At 51.7% G+C, this 19,311-nt stretch carries 14 protein-coding genes; 12 read left to right on the plus strand and 2 right to left on the minus strand.

Features of this window, described 5'->3' with window-relative positions; translation table 11 throughout:
* Positions 1 to 154 precede the first annotated feature (154 nt).
* Both PAEVO_RS25050 and PAEVO_RS25055 read right to left on the minus strand, forming a co-directional pair.
* Complete coding sequence (locus PAEVO_RS25050) at positions 155 to 1,471, minus strand: glutamate-1-semialdehyde 2,1-aminomutase (RefSeq protein WP_100540207.1); 1,317 nt, start codon at positions 1,469 to 1,471, stop codon at positions 155 to 157.
* Positions 1,472 to 1,552: 81 nt separating this feature from the next.
* Positions 1,553 to 2,626, minus strand: a complete 1,074-nt coding sequence (locus tag PAEVO_RS25055; RefSeq protein WP_100540208.1) for an LCP family protein — start codon at positions 2,624 to 2,626, stop codon at positions 1,553 to 1,555.
* Positions 2,627 to 2,782: 156 nt separating this feature from the next.
* Here PAEVO_RS25055 and bcp point away from each other — a divergent pair, with 156 nt between their 5' ends.
* The 12 genes from bcp to PAEVO_RS25120 all read left to right on the plus strand — a co-directional run bounded on the left by bcp (position 2,783) and on the right by PAEVO_RS25120 (position 19,290).
* Complete coding sequence (gene bcp / locus PAEVO_RS25060; RefSeq protein WP_207797525.1) at positions 2,783 to 3,238, plus strand: thioredoxin-dependent thiol peroxidase; 456 nt, start codon at positions 2,783 to 2,785, stop codon at positions 3,236 to 3,238.
* 760 nt (positions 3,239 to 3,998) lie between these two features.
* On the plus strand, positions 3,999 to 5,306 hold the full coding sequence (locus tag PAEVO_RS25070; protein WP_100540210.1) for a polysaccharide deacetylase family protein: 1,308 nt from the start codon (positions 3,999 to 4,001) through the stop codon (positions 5,304 to 5,306).
* A gap of 270 nt (positions 5,307 to 5,576) precedes the next feature.
* Positions 5,577 to 6,047 (plus strand): DUF1641 domain-containing protein, encoded by a 471-nt coding sequence (locus PAEVO_RS25075; protein WP_100540211.1) that lies wholly within the window; start codon positions 5,577 to 5,579, stop codon positions 6,045 to 6,047.
* A gap of 32 nt (positions 6,048 to 6,079) precedes the next feature.
* The gene (locus PAEVO_RS25080) at positions 6,080 to 7,255 is read left to right on the plus strand and encodes an NAD(P)/FAD-dependent oxidoreductase (RefSeq protein ID WP_100540212.1); all 1,176 of its coding nucleotides are present in this window, start codon (positions 6,080 to 6,082) and stop codon (positions 7,253 to 7,255) included.
* Positions 7,256 to 7,571: 316 nt separating this feature from the next.
* A complete protein-coding gene (locus tag PAEVO_RS25085; RefSeq protein ID WP_100540213.1) occupies positions 7,572 to 9,350 on the plus strand; it encodes a sensor histidine kinase in 1,779 nt (592 codons plus the stop codon).
* Complete coding sequence (locus PAEVO_RS25090; RefSeq protein ID WP_100540214.1) at positions 9,325 to 10,878, plus strand: response regulator; 1,554 nt, start codon at positions 9,325 to 9,327, stop codon at positions 10,876 to 10,878. The genes PAEVO_RS25085 and PAEVO_RS25090 overlap by 26 nt, the downstream gene beginning before the upstream one ends.
* A 140-nt stretch (positions 10,879 to 11,018) precedes the next feature.
* A complete protein-coding gene (locus PAEVO_RS25095) occupies positions 11,019 to 12,341 on the plus strand; it encodes an ABC transporter substrate-binding protein (RefSeq protein WP_100540215.1) in 1,323 nt (440 codons plus the stop codon).
* A 30-nt stretch (positions 12,342 to 12,371) separates the two neighbouring features.
* Positions 12,372 to 13,325 (plus strand): carbohydrate ABC transporter permease, encoded by a 954-nt coding sequence (locus PAEVO_RS25100; protein WP_100540216.1) that lies wholly within the window; start codon positions 12,372 to 12,374, stop codon positions 13,323 to 13,325.
* Between the two features lie 31 nt (positions 13,326 to 13,356).
* Positions 13,357 to 14,190, plus strand: a complete 834-nt coding sequence (locus tag PAEVO_RS25105; protein ID WP_100540217.1) for a carbohydrate ABC transporter permease — start codon at positions 13,357 to 13,359, stop codon at positions 14,188 to 14,190.
* Positions 14,191 to 14,379: 189 nt separating this feature from the next.
* Entirely contained in the window at positions 14,380 to 15,927 is a 1,548-nt protein-coding gene (locus PAEVO_RS25110; protein ID WP_100540218.1) for a helix-turn-helix domain-containing protein, read from the plus strand.
* A 17-nt stretch (positions 15,928 to 15,944) separates the two neighbouring features.
* Positions 15,945 to 17,786 (plus strand): cache domain-containing sensor histidine kinase, encoded by a 1,842-nt coding sequence (locus PAEVO_RS25115; RefSeq protein WP_100540219.1) that lies wholly within the window; start codon positions 15,945 to 15,947, stop codon positions 17,784 to 17,786.
* Complete coding sequence (locus tag PAEVO_RS25120) at positions 17,758 to 19,290, plus strand: response regulator (RefSeq protein ID WP_100540220.1); 1,533 nt, start codon at positions 17,758 to 17,760, stop codon at positions 19,288 to 19,290. Before PAEVO_RS25115 ends, PAEVO_RS25120 begins: the two co-directional genes overlap by 29 nt.
* Positions 19,291 to 19,311 lie beyond the last annotated feature (21 nt).

Below are 19,311 nucleotides of genomic sequence, written 5' to 3' on the forward strand. Positions count from 1 at the left end.
TCATATTTAGATGACTCAGGTTTTGAATCGGACAGGTCAGGAGGTCCACGAATCCGGACCGTAGAAGCATGGCATGGATATGGAGCATGTTATAACTTGTTCAAGCGCTTTTTCATGGGGAAAACTCCTTTTCGTGATTTCTAATATATCTAAATTAATTCTTCATGGCCTTAAAAGATTCCTCCGCAGCTTCAAGCGTAGCCTCGATGTCGTCATCCGTATGGGCGGTGGTCATGAACCAGGCCTCGTATTTGGAAGGAGCCAGGTTCACGCCGCGGTCCAGCATATGGCGGAAGAATGCGGCAAAGGCTTCGCCGTCGGTGTCCTGCGCTTCATCATAGTTCGTGACCGGATGATCGCAGAAGTGAGTGGAGAAGGAACCCCGGATGCGGTTGATCGTGAGCGGAATGCCGTGGCGGTCAGCGGATGCCTGCAAACCTTCCGTCAGCTTGATGGTCAAGCGCTCCATTTCTTCATATACGCCTTCACCCTGCAGAACCTCCAAGCAAGCGATTCCGGCAGCGATGGAGGCGGGATTACCCGCCATAGTTCCTGCTTGATAAGCTGGGCCGAGCGGTGCGACCTGTTCCATCACGTGTTTACGGCCGCCATAGGCGCCGATAGGCAGACCGCCGCCTATGATTTTGCCAAGAGCCGTAAGATCCGGCTGAATCGCTTCATGATTGGCCAGACCCGCATAGGTTTGGGTAGATCCGTAGTGGAAGCGGAAAGCGCTGATGACTTCGTCATAGATGACCAGCGAGCCGTTGTCGTGCGTCATCTGGCATAAGCCTTCGAGGAATCCCGGTTTCGGCATCACCATGCCGAAGTTGCCAACGATGGGCTCCACCATAACGGCAGCCACATCATCGCCCCATGCGTCGAGGGCAGCGCGCAGGCCTTCCAGATCGTTGAACGGAACGGTAATGACTTCCGTTGCAATGCTTGCCGGGATCCCGGCACTGTCCGGAATGCCGAGCGTGGAAGGGCCGGAGCCTGCAGCTACGAGGACAAGATCGGAATGGCCGTGGTAGCAGCCGGCGAACTTGATGATTTTGTTGCGCTTGGTGTAGGCGCGGGCCACCCGGATCGTGGTCATGACCGCCTCGGTGCCGGAATTGACGAAACGCACCTTATCCATGGACGGGATGGCGGCCTTCAGCATTTTGGCCAAGGTGATCTCAAGCTCGGTCGGCGTCCCGTAGAGGGTACCGTTTTGAGCTGCCGACGTGATTGCAGCTGTAATATGCGGATGGGCATGTCCGGTTATGATCGGGCCGTAGGCTGCTAAATAATCGATATAGCGGTTGCCGTCCTCGTCCCAGAAGTGGGATCCGCTTGCACGTTTCATGAAAACGGGGGCACCGCCGCCTACGGCCTTGAACGAACGGGAGGGGCTGTTTACGCCGCCTACGATATGCTGCAGCGCTTCTTGATATAGAGTTTCGGAACGGTTTCTGGATGTTGACATTATAGTTAAACTTCCTTTCTTCATGAAGCAGGACAGGAAGCTAAAATGACGTAGCGCCCTGTCCTGATTGCTGTATGTGTATTAGTTACGATCCGTTGTTGCAGATGGAACAGTGGAGCTTTCAGCGTCGCTCTTCTCGGTATCGCTGTTCTCGGAATCACCTTCCGTGCCTTCGCTGCCTTCGGTCTCAGGGTCAGGCGTTGGCGGGTTCATGATATCCTGGATATACTGTTTCAGCGTATCCGGATTGCCCACCGTTAGAACGGCAGCGCCGCCGATATGTTCTTCCTTCAGGAGTTTCATCGGCGGTACCTGTTCGCTGCCGCTCATTTTACTCTTGTAGGCAACGTTCGCAAGCTTCCACATATCCTCGACATCGAGATTGGTATCAATGTACGGGCTGACGGACTTCAGAATGTCCGGAAGCTTCATGATGGACGTGGTGGTCTGCATTTTCTTGGCTACGGCCTTCAAGAGCTCGCGCTGACGCTCGGTGCGGGTAAAGTCGCCCATCGCATCGTAGCGGAACCGGACATATTGCAGCGCCGCGTTGCCATCCAGATGCTGCATGCCTTGCTTCAATTCGATGTCGTATTCGTTTTTGTCTGCTTTACTGGCATAATTCATGTCCTTCTCAACATAGAAATCAACCCCGCCGACGGAATCAACCAGCTTCATGAAACCCTGGAAATCCGTATAGACGTAGTATTGAACCGGAATGCCCAGCAGATCGCCTACCGCCTTCATCGCCGTATTCGGGCCGTGCGTGATGGCCGTATTGATTCGGTTGCGGTCATATCCGGGTATTTCTACGTAAGTATCGCGCAAAATAGAGAATAAGTGCATTTTTTTCTTCACCGGATCAATCGAGGCAACAAGCATACTGTCGGAACGAGGAATTTCCCCTTCCTCAAAACCGCGTGCATCCACGCCCATCAGCAGAATGTTAACCGTCTCCGTTCCTTCCCACTCGGGCGGCGCCGGCACTTTGGCATCTACCTTTTCAATTTCACGAAAAGGGGAGGATTCACCTGATTTCTGAAGACTTTGTAAGCCGTCGTAGAACGATGCCGCATAATAAATGCCATAACCAATAATAGCGGCGAGGATGAGGCTGACACTCCATATAATCGTCTTCTTTGTTTTTTTGGTCATTGTGTTCTTCCTTTCGGATTACGCTGATGAATAAATTCGATAGAACATTTGAACATTCGACATTCATTCTATTATAATTTTTTTCGAAAAGACAATCAATTTTCGGGACTAAAGTCCGTAAAGTAGGAGTGGAGCCTTATCGCAGATCAAACACAGTTGACAGTCGGAAGCCAAGTGCCGGATTTTTCACTTCCGGCTTCGAACGGAGAGAAGGTAGCTTTAAGCGATTTTCGTGGACGTAAAGTCGTGCTGTTCTTCTATCCGAAAAATATGACCCCAACCTGCACCGAGGAGGCTTGCAGCTTCCGGGACCATTACGGAGCCTTGGAGCAGGCGGGCGCAGTCGTGATCGGGATTAGCCCGGATCCGCTGAAATCCCATGCCAAATTCATCGATAAGCATAGCCTGCCCTACTTGCTCTTGTCTGATGAGGAGCATAAGGTTAGCGAAATGTTTGACGTCTGGCAGATGAAGAAGATGTTCGGCCGCGAGTATATGGGTATTGTACGCTCTACCTTCTTGATTGATGAGCAGGGACAACTGGCAGGCGAGTGGCGGAAAGTGAAAGTGAAAGGTCATGTCGAAGCGGTTCTCGCAGCCGTGCTGTCATAGCTATATGAAGAACGGTCCCTCAGCATGCCTGGAAAGGCATGATAAGGGACCGTTTTTTTAGAGAAATAAGACCAAAGGTATAGGCCGGCGAAGGGACCGCAGGAGGCCACCGGCTCCCTCAGCTGCTCGCCCGCGTTTGGCTATTTACCGAAAACGAGCTGTTTCGGGCCGGCAGACATAGGATCCCCTGTAAGCTGTAAAAACGAGCTGTTTTTGAGCCCATTTGGACACTCGATCCGCTATTTACCGAAAACCGATCCATTTGGGTGCCCTCCGGACAGAGGATCCGTTAATGCACCCAAAATCACGAATTTAGCCCGCAATATCTTGCAATAGCGGATCTCATGTCCTCATACCTCCATTAAAGGGCAGAAAACAAAGGAATAGCGGAACCACAGTCCTCGAATATCATCAAATATCGCTAATCCAGGAGAATCGAGCTGTTTGGGAGTACCATGCGGATCCTGTTGCCCGTCATTCGCTTGGCTCTCCGTCGATTCCAGGGCCCAGCCACAACACCTGGCTTTTAGCCGCGTTCACGGCATTGCCCCAAAGGTTCCGCTCCTCTCAAGGGTGGCGGATACGACATTGCCAGAAGAACCGGTGAAGACTCGCACGACCGCACCATTTTCTTGTCTGACGGGATGTTCTATCATCCCTTCCGGTTGTAAAATATCAAATCCTAGTCTTTTTTTGAAACGCCCCCCATATAATCTATCAGGAAGCCGAACTCATAGAAATGATGGAGGTAGAGTTGATAATGAAAAATATGGTGCGGGTAACATCAATTGCGGTATTTTTCGGCGTATTGGCATTGCTGATTATGATCGGTATGGGGCTTGAGGTCCAGCGGCCGATAGACATATATGTGGAACAGGCTCCTCTGGCATCGCCGCCAATGACAGTAACTCGGCAGGATGTACAGGTGAAGCCGGAAGAGGCAAGCAAGCCAATCGTCACGACTGCATTCAAGAAACCATCGGCCGTGAACGCCGCACCTGTTCAATATAAGAAACCAAGTGACAAAACGGTATACCTGACATTTGATGACGGGCCATCGGATCTGACGCTTGATGTGTTGGATATTTTGAAGCGGGAAGGAATTAAAGGCACGTTTTTTGTACTGGGCAAGGAAGCAGAGACCCGTCCCGAGATTATTAACCGCATCTACGAGGAAGGCCATGTGATCGGGAATCATACATATGATCATCGTTATGACAAGCTCTACGGACATTTTCAGGATTTCTGGGGACAGATTAAGAGAACGGAGGAAATCATTCGTTTAATTACGGGTGAGCGGCCGCAGCTGGTCAGAGCTCCCGGGGGGACGGCCGGCCATTTTGACGAAGCCTATTTTCAATTCATGAAGCAGGGGGGCTATCATGTATTTGATTGGAACGTCGACAGCGGCGACTCCAGGTATCGAGGCGTCCCGGTTAAAGACATCGTCAAAGGGGCAACCACGAAAGTGAACGGCAACGAGGCCATTGTGCTTCTTCATGACGGTAAAGGGCATGCCGAAAGCGTAAAGGCTCTGCCGGACATTATTTCATATTATAAAAAGCAAGGCTATGCCTTTGATGTACTGTCTCCGGAAATCCAGCCCGTACAATTTCGTGCCCAGCAGAGTGCACGGAAGGCTTCGCAGCCTTCAAAGCAGTGGATTCGCGAGCATGTCGCAGCCAACGCCGCGCTATTTGAGACTGGGCGAACGCTGGCCGTGGAATTCGGAGGAATGGAGACTGCGTTTTCGGCAGGGGAATACAAAATGGTGGACGGCCGGTTGATGGTACCGCTGCGTTCCCTGGTGGAGCGGCTCGGCGGAAGCGTGTCTTGGAAGTCTCACAACAAGACCGTGCAGGTGACACTGGCAGGGAATCGCTGGGAAGCAGATCCGCTTAACGGCTTGCTATTCCCCATGCAAACAGGGGGCAAACCGGTGTCTTCGGATGTTCATTTAATCGGCGGCACCGCTTGGATTCCGCTTCGGGAAGCGCTTGACTTTTCCGGCCGACCTGTTACAAGAGTGACATATGAGGAAAGCGAGTATCGCGTTCTAACTTTGTAGTCGAAAATTGCATTTTATGTTTGTAATTATGCTTCACAAGTTATAGACTAGTACTTAGAGATATTTATCACAATCCCTAAGATTGTTTCAGATTAAAGGAGGGGGAGGCTTCCCCCTGCTTTATTTTTGGCGATAGTGAGTCACCCATAAGTTCGCACTTTTGTAAGTGATGCATAATAGATACCGGTTATCCCAAAATTAAAACTAGCCGGTTCGATCGTCGCCAAGTCCATCTTGGGAATTCACTTAAAGAAAAGGAGGCAATTCTTTATGACAGAAACATCTTCTCCACAGCCGTCCGAAACTCCGGAAAATGTTGTAGGAAACCAAGAAGCTGCGGCGTCCAGCCGTCCTGATGTGCTGCTCGAACAACTGCTCAAGCCCGAGGTTCAGGAATCCCTCACAACTCTCGTGGACAATCTTCCAAAACTTACGGAAATGCTGACCGTCATGACTAAGGCATATGACTTCGGTAAATCCGTAGCTACGGATCCCGTGCTTGCGGAAGACACCATGGCTTCCCTTAGCGGATTCGCGAAGCCAATCACGACAGCAGCAAAAGGCGTTGCATCTGCAGCCATCGAAGCCGGAGACCGTGTACACGCTCAAGGCGACCAAGCTCAGATCGGCGTATTTGGTCTGATGAAAATGCTGAAAGATCCTCAGGTTCAAAAGGGTCTTCGCTATGCTCAGGCTTTTTTGGACGTTCTTAACGAACGTGACCAACAAAACAAGCGTTAATCCATAAATCATACGAAGAACGGAGGATGGTCATGTCTAAACATATTTTAATTTTGGGCGGAGGCTACGGCGGCTTGCTTAGTGCGCTTTCTGCACGCGAGCATTTTGGTGCTGCTGCAAAAATCACGCTGATCAACCGTTTCCCAACCCATCAGATCATTACGGAATTGCACCGTCTGGCAGCAGGCAACATCGCAGAGAAAGCAGTAGCTTTGCCGCTCGACAAGCTTCTGCGCGGCGCGAACGTTGACCTGCGCATCGGCAACGTTAAGGAAATCAAGCCGGATGAGCGTTCGGTTTCCCTCGATGACGGCGGAAACTTCACATATGATGCCCTGGTTATCGCACTGGGCAGCGAAACGGCATTCTTCGGTATTCCGGGATTGCAAGAGAACAGCTTCATTCTGAAGTCCGTTAACGATGCGAATCGTCTGCGTGCTCATGTGGAGTCCCGCATTGCGGAATACAGCAAAACGAAAAACAAAGCGGACGCTACCATCGTGGTTGGCGGCGGCGGTTTGACAGGCGTTGAGCTTGTTGGTGAATATGCCGATATGAGAAGCGAGCTGGCTCGCAAATACGGTATCGACCCACAAGAAATCACGCTTTATTGTGTTGAAGCAGCTCCTTCCATTCTGCCAGGCTTCCCTGCTGAATTGGTTGACCGCGCGACAACAAGCCTGCAGAAACGCGGCGTGAACTTCCTGACCGGATTGCCGATTACTAAAATGGACGGTACAACCGTTGAACTGAAAGACGGCAGCACGATCGAAACCAGCACCTTGGTATGGACGGGCGGCGTACAGGGCAACTCCGTTGTGGCGAACTGCGGCATCGAAGTCAATCGTGGACGTGCGGTTGTTAACGAATTCCTGCAATCCGCATCTCACCCTGATGTTTACATTGCAGGCGACAGCGCGGTGGTCATGGGACCAGAAGGTCGTCCATACCCGCCAACTGCACAGCTGGCATGGCAAATGGGCGAGCTGATCGGCTACAACATCTTCGCTCATTTGAATGGCGGCGCACCAGCTTCGTTCACCCCGGTATTCTCCGGTACGCTCGGCAGCTTGGGACGTAAAGATGCCATCGGTACCATTGGTGCTAACAAGACTCAATTGAAAGGTCTGCCTGCAACCTTGATGAAAGAAGCAAGTAACATGCGTTACCTGTCCCACATCAACGGTTTGTTTACACTGGCTTACTAAGCCTAGAAGGCGGCATTATATCAACATATAAAGAGATGGGCCCGGAGTTTTTCGGGTCCATCTTTTTTTTGCGCAGTCAAACATAAGCAGATGGACTTAGGGACATCGACATGAAAACATAATACGATGATTACACCCGGGAGCGAGGAAGGCAATATGATCTTCAAACGCGTGCTCCGGAGGGGATGTTAGAGAAGGAGGTAAGGGAAAGGCAGAAGGTGAGAGTCCAAATGGTAGAAGAAAGAAGGGCAAACAGTTATGTAAGCGCTATCGTAAAAGGTCCGCAATTTTCATTTTATGAACGGAGGGAGCATGTATGCGGGGATATCATCGTCTTCATTCCATTGTCATTCAACTGTTTTTGTTTTTTTTCATCGGCACAACACTCCCGGTTCTCATTATGGGGTTCCTGTCGTATAACAAATCGGCCTCAATCGTGGAGGAACAGGTCAGTAAAGTGGCTTCCCTCACCATCACCCAAGTCAGTGACAAGCTGAATATGTTCTTCAAGAAACTGGACGATTCCTCGATGATGGTGCTGAACAGCAAGGTGGTTCACGGCATTCTGGAGGATCAGGATATCAGTAAATATGACCTGACGTTGAAGGTAAAGGAGGGGAAGGACCTGCTGACCTCCATCATGATTAACTCGCCGGAGATATTGGACGTGTACGTGTTTGACGTGCAGCGGAACAATTCGGTCCTGAGCGCCGATTCCTTGATGTCCATCCCGGACCAGTGGGATTCTTCTTGGTATCGATTGATACTGGAGGCGAACGGGCAGGCAGTATGGTTCGGTTTGTCCGATACCTCCTACCTGAAGCAAACGGGAATGGGATTTCCCGTGTTCGGGCTGGGCCGGGCAATCCGAAGCTGGGATACGGGGGAGATTGTCGGGGTGATGTTCATCGAGATTATGGGAGACGTCCTAATCGATGAATTAAACCATGTCCAGTTCGGCGACACAGGGTATATGTACGTGGCCAATGACGAGAACCGTTACTTTTACCATCCCGATCCTTCAATGTACGGGAAGCAGTCCCCGATCAAGCTGCCCTCGGGTTTGACGGAATATAACCTGAACAACAAAAAAACGCTGATGATCCCTTCGCGCCTGAACAACGGCTGGCATGTGGTCGGCATGGTGCCGCTGAAGGAACTGACGGCAGATTCGGCGAGCATTCGGAGTTTCACGGTCTGGATTGTATTCGGATCGATCCTGGCGGCGATCGGCATCGGTTATTTCATGACGCGGAGGATTGGCAATCCGCTCGTTCATTTAAGCCGCTTGATGCGCAGAAGCGAAGCAGGCGATTTGTCGGTCCGCAGCAAGAATGTGGGGCCCAGTGAAATCGGCCAGTTGGGCCGAAGCTTCAACAAAATGATTGAGCAGATCGATTTGCTCATCAGGCGAATCGCTGCGGAGGAATCCGAGAAGAAGAAGGCGGAAATCCGTGCGCTGCGGTATCAGATCAATCCCCATTTTCTTTACAATACATTGAATTCGATTCGCTGGATGGCCAAGCTTAATCGGACGAATGACGTGGATCGATCGGTCACGGCCCTTGTTCATCTGCTGGAGGGGAGCCTGGAGCGAAACGGCGTGTTTATAAGGCTTGGAGATGAACTTGAGCTGCTTCGGAAATATATGATCATCCAGAATTACCGTTATGACCATCAAATTGAGCTGAGGATCGACTGCCCCGAGGAAATGGAGGACCTTTATGTTCCCCGGATGCTGCTGCAGCCGATTGTGGAGAATGCAATCTTTCACGGGATTGCCCCGCTTGATGAAGCCGGCGTCATTACGATTCGGGTAACTTCACACCAGCAGGATGTCATGGTTCGGATCGAGGATAATGGAATCGGCATCAAGCCTGAACGAATAGAGGGACTGCTGTCGTATGAACAGGATCACTCCAAGCACGGCATGACCCGCATCGGGCTGCGTCATGTTCACCAAACAGTCCAGCTGTATTACGGCAGCCGCTATGGGGTATGGGTGGAAAGCCCGGAAGGCGGAGGAACGCGGGTCACGATAACGTTTGCGAGGCAAAGGGGTGAAGATTATGTACAGAGTGCTGCTCGTGGATGACGAAGCGATCGCACGTACAGGACTGCGCTCGACCTTCGACTGGGAGAAATATGGTTACCGGCTTGTGGGAGAAGCCTCCAATGGACAACGGGCAATGAAATGGATTCTGAACGGGGATCTGGACATTCTGATCACGGATATCGCGATGCCGGTCATGGATGGCTTGGAACTGACCCGCCGGACAAGAGAGCTTTGTCCTTGGGTAAAGGTACTGCTGCTCAGCTGTCATAGCGATTTCGCATTCGTGCGCGAAGGCATAAGGCTTGGCGCTTCGGATTATATTCTCAAGCCGACGCTGGATGCGGAATCTTTGGGTGCTGTGCTGGATCACATGCGTTCGAAGCTCGAAGAGGAGAAGCAAATGCAGCGGATTCTGACCGAGCATGAGCACCAGCAGCGTATGAATCAGAAGAAAGCCGCTGAGAAAATCCTCTTTCAGGCGCTGTCCGGAGAACCGGGGGCAATCGCCAATCTGGAAGCCCAAAATCTAAATGGCGCTTATATGCTGGCCGTGCTCCAGCTTGACTCTGATTCAGGGGCTGGTGCAGCCGGGGTGCAGCCCAAGGATTGGCATGACGAGATTGAGCGATTGATGGGGCTGTTATATGACCAGGTGCCGGAGGCGCTGGCAGTTCGGCTGGAGACGGACCGGATCGCTGCCTACGTGCCTCTACGGCATGCAGGAAGGGTGCCTGCTTCAGAGCATGAAGCAGCAATCCATCTGCCGGCCCGATGCACCATGGGGCTCAGCAGGAGATATAACGGCATGGATAAGCTGCAGGAAGCGTTTCGAGAAGCTAGCGAGAGCCTGGAAGGCCTCTTTTTTCATAAAGATAAACAGATACTGCGGGCAGAGGAGCTCCCCTTGACCGATGCCGATTCGGCTCAGGAGAGGCCGGCTGCCGAGCTGCATGCCCTAAGAGCCGCGCTGACGGTTGGGAACATGGACATAAGCGGAGAGCGCCTGCAGTCCATCATGCTGCGCTGGCAGCCCGGAAGGATGAAGAAACCGTCGGTCATCCGAGAAGCAGAGGAGCTTCTGAGCTTGCTCGCTATGTTTCATCTTCCCGGCGGCCCGCCGCTTCCACAGATCGGGGAAGTGGGCAAGCTTCGCTCGGTGGGGGAAGTGAAGGAGCTGGTCCTTCAAGGCTTCCATACGCTGCGGGACGAGGCCATGCGTCACCCTGTACCGGAATCTACGCTGCATGAGCGAATCGTGCTGCAGGCCGTTCAATATATTAACGCACGCTTTACCGAGCCGATCTCCCTGCAGGAGGTGGCGGACGAAGTGGCCGTCAGCCGCAACTATTTTAGCGAATTGTTTAAACGTGTCACGGGACACAACTTCATTGACTATGTGATTGATCTGAGGTTGAAACGGGCCAAGGAGCTGCTCTCCACGACATCGCTGCGAGTGTATGAAGTGGCGGACCACTCCGGATTTAATGACGTGAAATACTTCAGCAAGCTGTTCAAGAAGATGGTAGGCATGACGCCTGCGGAGTACCAGGGACAGCAGCGGAAATAATGGAAATTCATAGGATCGGAAAAGAATCCACTTTTTCGGAACATAATCCGTTCAAAAGCTTTTTGTCAAAATTTTATAATTAAAGCGTTTACAAGAGCTGTGCCAGCGAGTCCAAATCTGGTTTGAATGGAGGAAATGAAATGACAAGGAAACAGGTGAGAGGGTCATTGCTTGTAATCATTCTTCTACTATCATCCATACTCCAAGCGTGTGGAGGCGGCGGAACATCAGAGGGTGGGGAGTCCGGAAGCGGTGAGAAGGTCAAGATTAAATGGGCAACCTGGGGAAATCCCGGAGAGCTTAGCCGCTTTCAGGAGCTCACGAAGGACTTTAATAAGAAGCACTCGGACATTGAGGTCGAATTTATTCCGATTCCGGGCGAGTATGATCAGAAAATATTAACCCAATTAACAGGTGGGACCGCTCCGGATGTCTTCTACGCAGGGGACGCCCTGGTCGTGAAACTGATCGAGAATCAGAGCATTGAGAATTTGACGACGTATATGGAAGCACCGGAAAGCGTGATCAAGAAAGAGGATTATTTTGAAGGCTTGTGGGGCGCAGCCGTGCGGGATGGTCAGACCTTCGGGGTACCGGTGGACTGTAATCCGATGGTGCTGTGGTACAACAAGAAGGTGCTGAAGGAAGCAGGGATTACCGAGATGCCGGCCGATCTTCAGGCGAACGGTCAGTGGACCTGGGACAAATTCAAGGAGATGTCGGACAAGATCCGGGACAGCAAAAAGTACGGCTACGTGCTGGATAACTCTTGGAACAGCTACCACAGCTGGGTTACTTCCAACGGCGGTCGGGTGTACGACGACGAAGGGAATTTCGTGGCAGCTTCGGATCCGAAAGCAATGGAGGCGTTCCGCTTCCTGTACGACAACGTGAAATCCAAAAACATCACCTTCTCCGGCACGCTTCCCAAAGGGCAAGGCGGAGATGCCATGTTTATGTCCAACCAGGTCGGATTCGTTGCTGCAGGCCGCTGGTACCTGCCGTTGTTCAAGAAGAATCAAGGACTTGAGTATGACGTGGTCACATGGCCAACCAATACCGGCAATAAAATCGAGCCGGCCGGTATCCCGACCGCATACATGGTGATGAACAAGGCATCGAAGAATAAGGAAGCGGCATACACCTTCTTCTCCGAGTACGTAAGCAAAGAGGGTCAACGTTTCCGCCTGCAGGGCGGCGGCAATGCGGTCCCGTCGGTACAGGGAACGGATGAAGTAGTGCTGGAAGGGAATCTGCCGGAGCATGCCCAGTTATTCCTGGACGCGCGTGAGATCGGGTATTCCCTGACTCCGTTCGAAGCCGGCATTCCCGGGCTTAGCCAGGATATTACGTCCAAGTTCGAGGCGTTGTGGCTGAAAGATCAGGATCTGGAAAGCTCCTTGAAGGATATTCAGGATATGGCCAACAAGAAAATTCAGGATTACAAGAGCGGCAAGAATTGATCCAGCTCTGGGGAGGAACGGTGAGATGAAATGAACACGCAGCCTGCAGGAAGCTCCGGAGCCGCTCCTTCTCCGGAGCGGTTTCCGGAGAGGAGAACGACTGCCTTAAAGAGCAAGACGTCCGACGGTTTATGGGGCTACTTTTTTATCTTTCCCCAGATGATCGGCTTGATCGCTTTTTCATTGGTCCCTCTCATCTCGGCTTTTGTCATCAGCATGATGAACTGGGACGGCATGGGAGCCAAGAAGTTTATCGGTCTCCAAAATTTCGTGTCCCAGCTTCAGGATGAGGAGTTCCACATCGCACTGGTGAACACGGTGTATTACACGATTCTGTCGGTACCGACAGGCATCGTTCTCGCCATGCTGGTGGCGGTAGGCTTAAACCGGGTTCGCGGGAAAATTCTGTACCGGCTGATCTACTTCATGCCCAACATTACGATGTCCGTCGCCGTCGCCGTTGTGTTTATGTGGCTGTTCAACGCCGACTTCGGCCTTATTAACATGTACCTGCAGCAGTGGTTCGGGATAACGGGTCCTTCCTGGCTGACGGATTCCAGGTACGTGATGCCTTCGATTGCCCTGCTGAGCGTCTGGATGGGGCTGGGAGGCAACATGGTCCTGTTCCTTGCCGGGCTCCAGGGCATATCAAGAAGTTATTACGAGGCAGCCGAGATTGACGGCGCCGGCAAATGGCAGCAGCTGATCCATATTACGATACCGCTGCTGTCCCCGACGACCTTTTTCGTAACGATCATGTCCATCATCGGTTCCTTTCAGGTGTTCGACCAGTCGTTTGTCATGACCTCCGGCGGGCCGGCGAAGGCGAGTTATACGCTTGTCTATCACATCTACGAGACCGCCTTTGCGGACTTTACCTTTGGCAAGAGCACGGCATCGGCGGTCATCCTGTTCGTCATGATTCTGTCGCTTACTTTGTTCCAGATGAAAATGTCCAAGCGGTGGGTGCATTACGAAGACTGATGGTCGAACCTTTAGGAAGGAGGGAACATGAATGATACATCGGGGATTGAGGATGTCCACCGTGGTGCTGCATATCGTGCTGATCCTGGGAGCCTGCATGATGGCCCTGCCGTTCGTGTGGATGGTGCTGAGCTCGCTCAAGGATTTGTCGCAAGTATTCGTCGTGCCGCCCAAGTGGATTCCGGACCCGTTCATCTGGTCCAATTATAAGGATTCGCTGACGGCGCTGCCGTTCGGGCGCGCGTATTTCAACAGCTTCTACATCAATATCATCGTCGTGGTTTCACAGCTGGTTACCTGCTCCATGGCGGCTTATGCTTTTGCCAAAATCACGTTCCCGTTCCGGGAGCCGCTGTTCATTCTGTTTCTGGCAACCATGATGGTGCCGGGACAAGTGACCATTATTCCGCTTTATCTGATCATGAAAAATATCGGATGGCTGGATACGCATCTGGCGATTATCGTCCCTTCTGCGCTGCTGAACGCCTTCGGGGTGTTTCTGCTCCGGCAATTCTTCAGAGGCATTCCGAAGGAGATGGAAGAGGCGGCCATCGTGGACGGCGCGAATCGCTGGACGATCTACGCCCGGATCATGCTTCCTCTAATCAAACCGGCTTTATCGGCACTCGGGATTTTCACCTTTCTCGGGATGTGGAACAACTTCTTTAACCCGCTGATATTTCTCAGCAGCACCGATAAGTTTACCGTGCCGATGATGTTGAATTTGTACCGGGGCATGTATTCAACGGATTGGACACTGATGATGGCGGGGGCCTCCATTGCGCTCGTCCCGGTTCTCATCGTGTATATCATCGGGCAGAAATATATTATTGAAGGCGTTACTTTATCCGGAATTAAGGGGTAGGCGAGCTTAAGCAGCCCGTAAGCGGAGTTCTTGTATAAGGACCCCCGCTTACGGGTTATTTGTGTTCTGACCAGGATACCAATATAAAGCAGAGGAGATGCAGTATATTCTCACAGATATACTAGTATGGTAGTATAAGGTAAAATGAGTACGCTTACATCTAACATATCATGAAGGGGGACGAGGGTATTGTTCAATGTACTTCTGGTGGACGATGAACCATGGGTTCTGGAAGGACTTCGAACCATGATCGATTGGAACCGGTTTGGATTTCAAATATGCGGAGAAGCCCTGAGCGCTCCGGAAGCGCTAAAGTTAATGGAACAGTTGAAGCCCGAGCTGGTGATGACGGATATCCACATGCCAGTCCTGAACGGCCTGGAATTGATTGAGCACAGCAAACGGATACTGCCTCTTCCTCCGAAATTCGTTATTTTGAGCGGATATGATGATTTTGGATACGCGCATCAAGCCATGCGCCAACGGGTCGCCGAGTATTTGCTGAAACCGATTGATGACGAGGAGATCGAGGCAGTGCTTGCCAAGCTCAGCCATGAGATCCAGGACGAACGAGACGCTGAACGCAGCTACCGGAAGAAAGCCGGCCTTGCCGTCCATTATTTGTTGAACCGGCTCATTCGGGAAGAGTTGAGTCCTGATTTGGCCGAGCAAGCCAGCAATGCGATGCAAATCCAGGGCGAGCCGCTGCTGCAGTGCCTATTGATTGAAACAGGGATTACTGAAACGGGAGTGGATTGGATCGAATGGATGACCGATTACGGGCCCCCGAGCTTACTGGGATGCTTCCAGGACAATAGCGGGAGCATCGGAGTGGTGCTGCATGTCGAGCATTCGACTCCGGATGAGGTCATGGAGACTGCGCTGCAGTTGCAGTCTGCTCTGGCCCGGGAGCTTGAAGGGCCGGTTATCGTGGCGTTAAGCGGCACAGGGGAGGGAATCCAGGCGATCGGAAAGCTTTACAGGCAAAGCGCGGAGGTGCGCGACGATAAGCGAAGCCAAGGCCGAAGCGGCGTGTTTTGTTGCCAAGAACCGAGAGGAGCGGAGCGGCTCCGGGGACTTCCCTGCGGATGGATGGACGAATTGCTTTCCATGATTATGGCGGGGGAGCATGCGTCCATCGAGTCATGCTTGGCGCGGATTTTTACGGGCATGCCCGATCATCTCCTCCACCTGAGGGCTTTTCAAGCCGATGTGGCCGATCTGGAATTGAAGCTGTGTCGAAGAATCGCGGAAATGAATGGAGATCCGGATCTATTCATGAACCGGCTGCAAAGGAAGCTTGGTCATCTGAGTGATGCTTGCCATAAAGCGCCGTTGAAGAATTATATGCGGTTGCTCGCGTTTGAGGCCGCTTCGCAGCTGGAAGAGTTAAGCAAGCTTAACGAGCACAACACCATTTTTCAAGTGATTCAGTATGTCGACCGGGAGTACCGGAGCAGGCTTCAGCTTCAGGATTTGGCACGACATTTCCATATGAACGCCACCTATTTGGGGCAGCTGTTCAAGAAGCATGCTGGCAAGCCGTTCAAGGAATACCTGAATGACAAGCGGATCGAGGAGGCCAAGCTGCTGCTGAAACGGAGCGGAATGAAGGTTTCCGAGATTGCGCTCCATGTCGGGTTCCCGAACGCGGACTATTTTATCCATAAGTTTAAGTTGACAACCGGGATTCTGCCCTCGAATTACAAGAATCATGTTGAAAGCAAGCAGCGCTAGACCGGGAGGGTGCCTTCATGAAGAGAATGTTCAGGCTGGGGAATTTCGTCAACGATATTCCGTTGAAAACTAAATTTTTTCTTATTTTTGTCATTGGTGTACTGCTGCCTATTCTGGTGGTCAACCTCATCTTTATGGATCGGATGTCGGAGCTGATCCGGGAGAGAGAGGAGCAGAACCTCGATATCTCAATGGAGCGGGCTAGGAAGGATATTCATAATTTCATCGACGGCGGGGTGGCTGTCAGTCATGCGCTGAGTACGGATAAGACCCTTTACGAAATGCTCGATCGCGAGTATGAGTCCCAGCTGGACTTCTACGAAACCTTTGATGAGCAGCTCCGGAATCGGGTAACGAGCTACATACCGGTTAACAACCAGATTCAGCGGATTAGCATCTTCACCGAAAATTCCACCATTGTGTCCGGCGGCAATTATCATGTGATCAACGATAATGTGCTCGAGAGCGACTGGTATGCGTTGTGGAAGAGCTCGGCCCATCCGGTGCTGGTGGCGGCATACAGGGCTACGGAGGCAAGCAATTCGGCTTCGACGGTTCCGTATTTAAGCGTCATTGAGAAGATGGATTATTTTGATAGCTATTCCACTTATGAGAAGCTGCTTCGCATCGACATCGACCTGAGCAAGATCTATGACGTTATTGTACGGGAACGCGATTATCTGGATATGTATTTGGTGAACGAGAACAATGAGATTATTATGTCGGCCAGCAGCGGTTATGAAAGAGGGAAGTACAGCGCATATTCGAAGCTTGACCTGGAGCTCGATGAAGAGGATCGGCATGTGTTCTCGATCGGAACGGCCAGGTACGTGAAGGGGTGGAAGCTGATCGGCATCAACCGGGGGAGCCGGATTACGAGCGCCATGCTGGATATGCAGCTGTTTACCGTTGTATTGGCAGCGGTTGTTACGCTGGTTGCGGCGGTCTTTATTACCGTTATGCTCCGGTCCTACAATTACCGGGTGAAGCGTTTGTCCCGTCATATGCAGAAGGTGAGCAACGAGAAGTTCGACTTGATTGAACTGGACGAAGGCCGGGACGAAATCGGCGGACTCATCCGGAATTTCAATCAGATGACAGCGAAGATGAACTCCCTGATCAACAATGTGTACAAGCTGGAGATTCAGAAGAAAAGCCTGGAGATGGAGCGGGTTCGGGCTGAATTGAACTTTTTGCAGAGCCAGATGAATCCCCATTTCCTGTTCAATACCCTGAATGCGATATTGGTGGTCTGCACGAAGAATCGATACACGGACGTGACGGATATTATCAAAAGCTTGTCCAAGCTGCTTCGCAGACTGCTGAGCTGGAGAGAGGATTTGGTCTCCGTGGAGGAGGAAATCAGATTTATCGAAATGTATCTCAAAATCGAAAAATTCCGCTTTCGGGATAAATTCGAATATCAATTCAACATCGATATGGAAGCGCTTCATTATAAAATTCCGAAAATGAGCATTCAACCGCTCGTTGAGAATGCATGCAAATATGGACTGCAGGCGATGGATGGAGCGGGTCTGGTGACCATAAGCGCTTCAGTTGCCCGTGATTATCTTCGCATCGTCATTACGGATAGCGGTAAGGGCATTGAGCAAGGCAAGCTACGGGACATTATTCTCTCGGTTCGCAACGAGCAGTTCTCGGGCAACAGCTTCGGCATTCGAAACGTATATCGGCGGCTGGAGCTGTACTACGACGATCATGTCATTTTCAACATTGCCAGCACCCCGAATCAAGGGACAACCGTTTCATTCGAGATTCCGATCCGGCTGTTGGAGTCTCGGGAGCATGAAGGCGGAGAGGGGGAGAACCATGCCTTTCAAAGTGCTGTTGATCGATGACGAACCGGGTGCGCTGGAAGGGCTGGCGCTGTGGATCGATTGGGAACGCTTGGGGTTTAGCGTCTGCGGAACCGCGGGCAACGGAGTGGAAGGCTTGAAGATGATTCATGGGCTTGCGCCGGATTTGGTCATTACCGATGTAAACATGCCGCTAATGGACGGGCTTCATATGATTGAAACCTGGCAGCAGCATCACCGGGATAGCGGTGTGAAATTTGCCATCATGAGCGGCTACAGTGAATTTGAATATGCAAGGAAGGCATTGCGGCACGGCATCCATCACTACATGCTGAAGCCTATTATTGCAGAGGAAGCCGAGGAGGAGCTCGGCAAGATTCATGCTGAGCTGATGCAGGAGCATCGCAGATTAAGCCTGAGCGCGATTGCTAAGAGGGAAGAGGATGTTTCGCTGATCATGCAAACGCTCTTGGAGATGCCGCTTAGGGCTAGCGGCCTGTCGAGGCTTCAGGTTTTATCCTCCGCCCATCAAGAGTGGAACGTATGTCTGATCCAAGCAGAGTCTGCCTTGTTTCCTGACGTCAAGGAAACCGTCGCCCGCTTGTCAGCCCACGCGAATTCGGAGTATGTCATCGATCTGGAATCGAACCGGCTTGGTTTGGTGAACGGTTATTCCCCTGGCAACGGGAGCGTACCCTCAGGCACGATCCGCGAGCTGGTCCGCCATTATGCAGGACAGCGGCTGTTTATGGCTGTAGGAGAAGGCCAGCAGTCTCTGGTGCATATCCATCGCTGCTACGAAACCGCCAAGGAAGCCATCGAGCATCAATTTTACGATCCGGCGTACGGCGGGATGATTTCATATGAAGAGGTACGGGATCGGCCGTTTCATTATCGTTACCCCACGAACCTGATGGATGATGTCATCAGGTCCGTGGAACTCCTCGACAAGAAGGGATACCGCGAGGCTGCCGGATTGGCTGCGTCCAGGTTTGCGGAGCAGCGAATCGCGCCGGGGATCGTGAAGAAAATGGTGATCCATGTTTTGTATAAAATCATGGATTTGGTGAGGGAGGCGGAAGGTGCGGAAGCTCGAATCCTGGCAGCCAAATCCAATGCAGCTGGATTAACGGACGGAACCTTCCATTTGAACGACTTGATGGGAGAGCTGCTGCGCTTCGGGGAAGAGTGCATCGAGCTTCTTCTCAAGGAGCAGGCCCGGCATTCGCAAGGCATAATCCAGGAGATTAACGATTATATTCGGCAGCACTACCGGGAGAATCTGACCATTAAGCGATTGGCGGAGCTTTTTTATCTGCATCCCGTCTATCTCGGCCAGCTACTGATGCGTAAGAATGGGATTGGCTTCAACGAACTCATACATAATTTGCGGATTGAGGAAGCGGCCGCGCTGTTGAAGCAGAACAAGCTGAAGAACAGCGAAATCGCCGAAAGGGTCGGCTACACCCACTACAACCAATTCCTTAAGCATTTCGAAAAAAGATGGGGCATGGCACCGAATGAGTTCAAGAAGAGGATGTTCTAAAGTTTTTAAGGTTAATGCTTT

This window comes from Paenibacillus sp. GM2FR, from assembly GCF_002803325.1.
GTDB lineage: Bacteria > Bacillota > Bacilli > Paenibacillales > Paenibacillaceae > Paenibacillus_AQ > Paenibacillus_AQ lautus.

Bases quoted from the DNA above. Each gene is read 5' to 3' on its own strand.
- PAEVO_RS25050 (WP_100540207.1), bottom strand. From the start codon at position 1,471: ATGTCAACATCCAGAAACCGTTCCGAAACTCTATATCAAGAAGCGCTG.
- PAEVO_RS25055 (WP_100540208.1), bottom strand. From the start codon at position 2,626: ATGACCAAAAAAACAAAGAAGACGATTATATGGAGTGTCAGCCTCATC.
- PAEVO_RS25070 (WP_100540210.1), top strand. From the start codon at position 3,999: ATGAAAAATATGGTGCGGGTAACATCAATTGCGGTATTTTTCGGCGTA.
- PAEVO_RS25075 (WP_100540211.1), top strand. From the start codon at position 5,577: ATGACAGAAACATCTTCTCCACAGCCGTCCGAAACTCCGGAAAATGTT.
- PAEVO_RS25080 (WP_100540212.1), top strand. From the start codon at position 6,080: ATGTCTAAACATATTTTAATTTTGGGCGGAGGCTACGGCGGCTTGCTT.
- PAEVO_RS25085 (WP_100540213.1), top strand. From the start codon at position 7,572: ATGCGGGGATATCATCGTCTTCATTCCATTGTCATTCAACTGTTTTTG.
- PAEVO_RS25090 (WP_100540214.1), top strand. From the start codon at position 9,325: ATGTACAGAGTGCTGCTCGTGGATGACGAAGCGATCGCACGTACAGGA.
- PAEVO_RS25095 (WP_100540215.1), top strand. From the start codon at position 11,019: ATGACAAGGAAACAGGTGAGAGGGTCATTGCTTGTAATCATTCTTCTA.
- PAEVO_RS25100 (WP_100540216.1), top strand. From the start codon at position 12,372: ATGAACACGCAGCCTGCAGGAAGCTCCGGAGCCGCTCCTTCTCCGGAG.
- PAEVO_RS25105 (WP_100540217.1), top strand. From the start codon at position 13,357: ATGATACATCGGGGATTGAGGATGTCCACCGTGGTGCTGCATATCGTG.
- PAEVO_RS25115 (WP_100540219.1), top strand. From the start codon at position 15,945: ATGAAGAGAATGTTCAGGCTGGGGAATTTCGTCAACGATATTCCGTTG.
- PAEVO_RS25120 (WP_100540220.1), top strand. From the start codon at position 17,758: ATGCCTTTCAAAGTGCTGTTGATCGATGACGAACCGGGTGCGCTGGAA.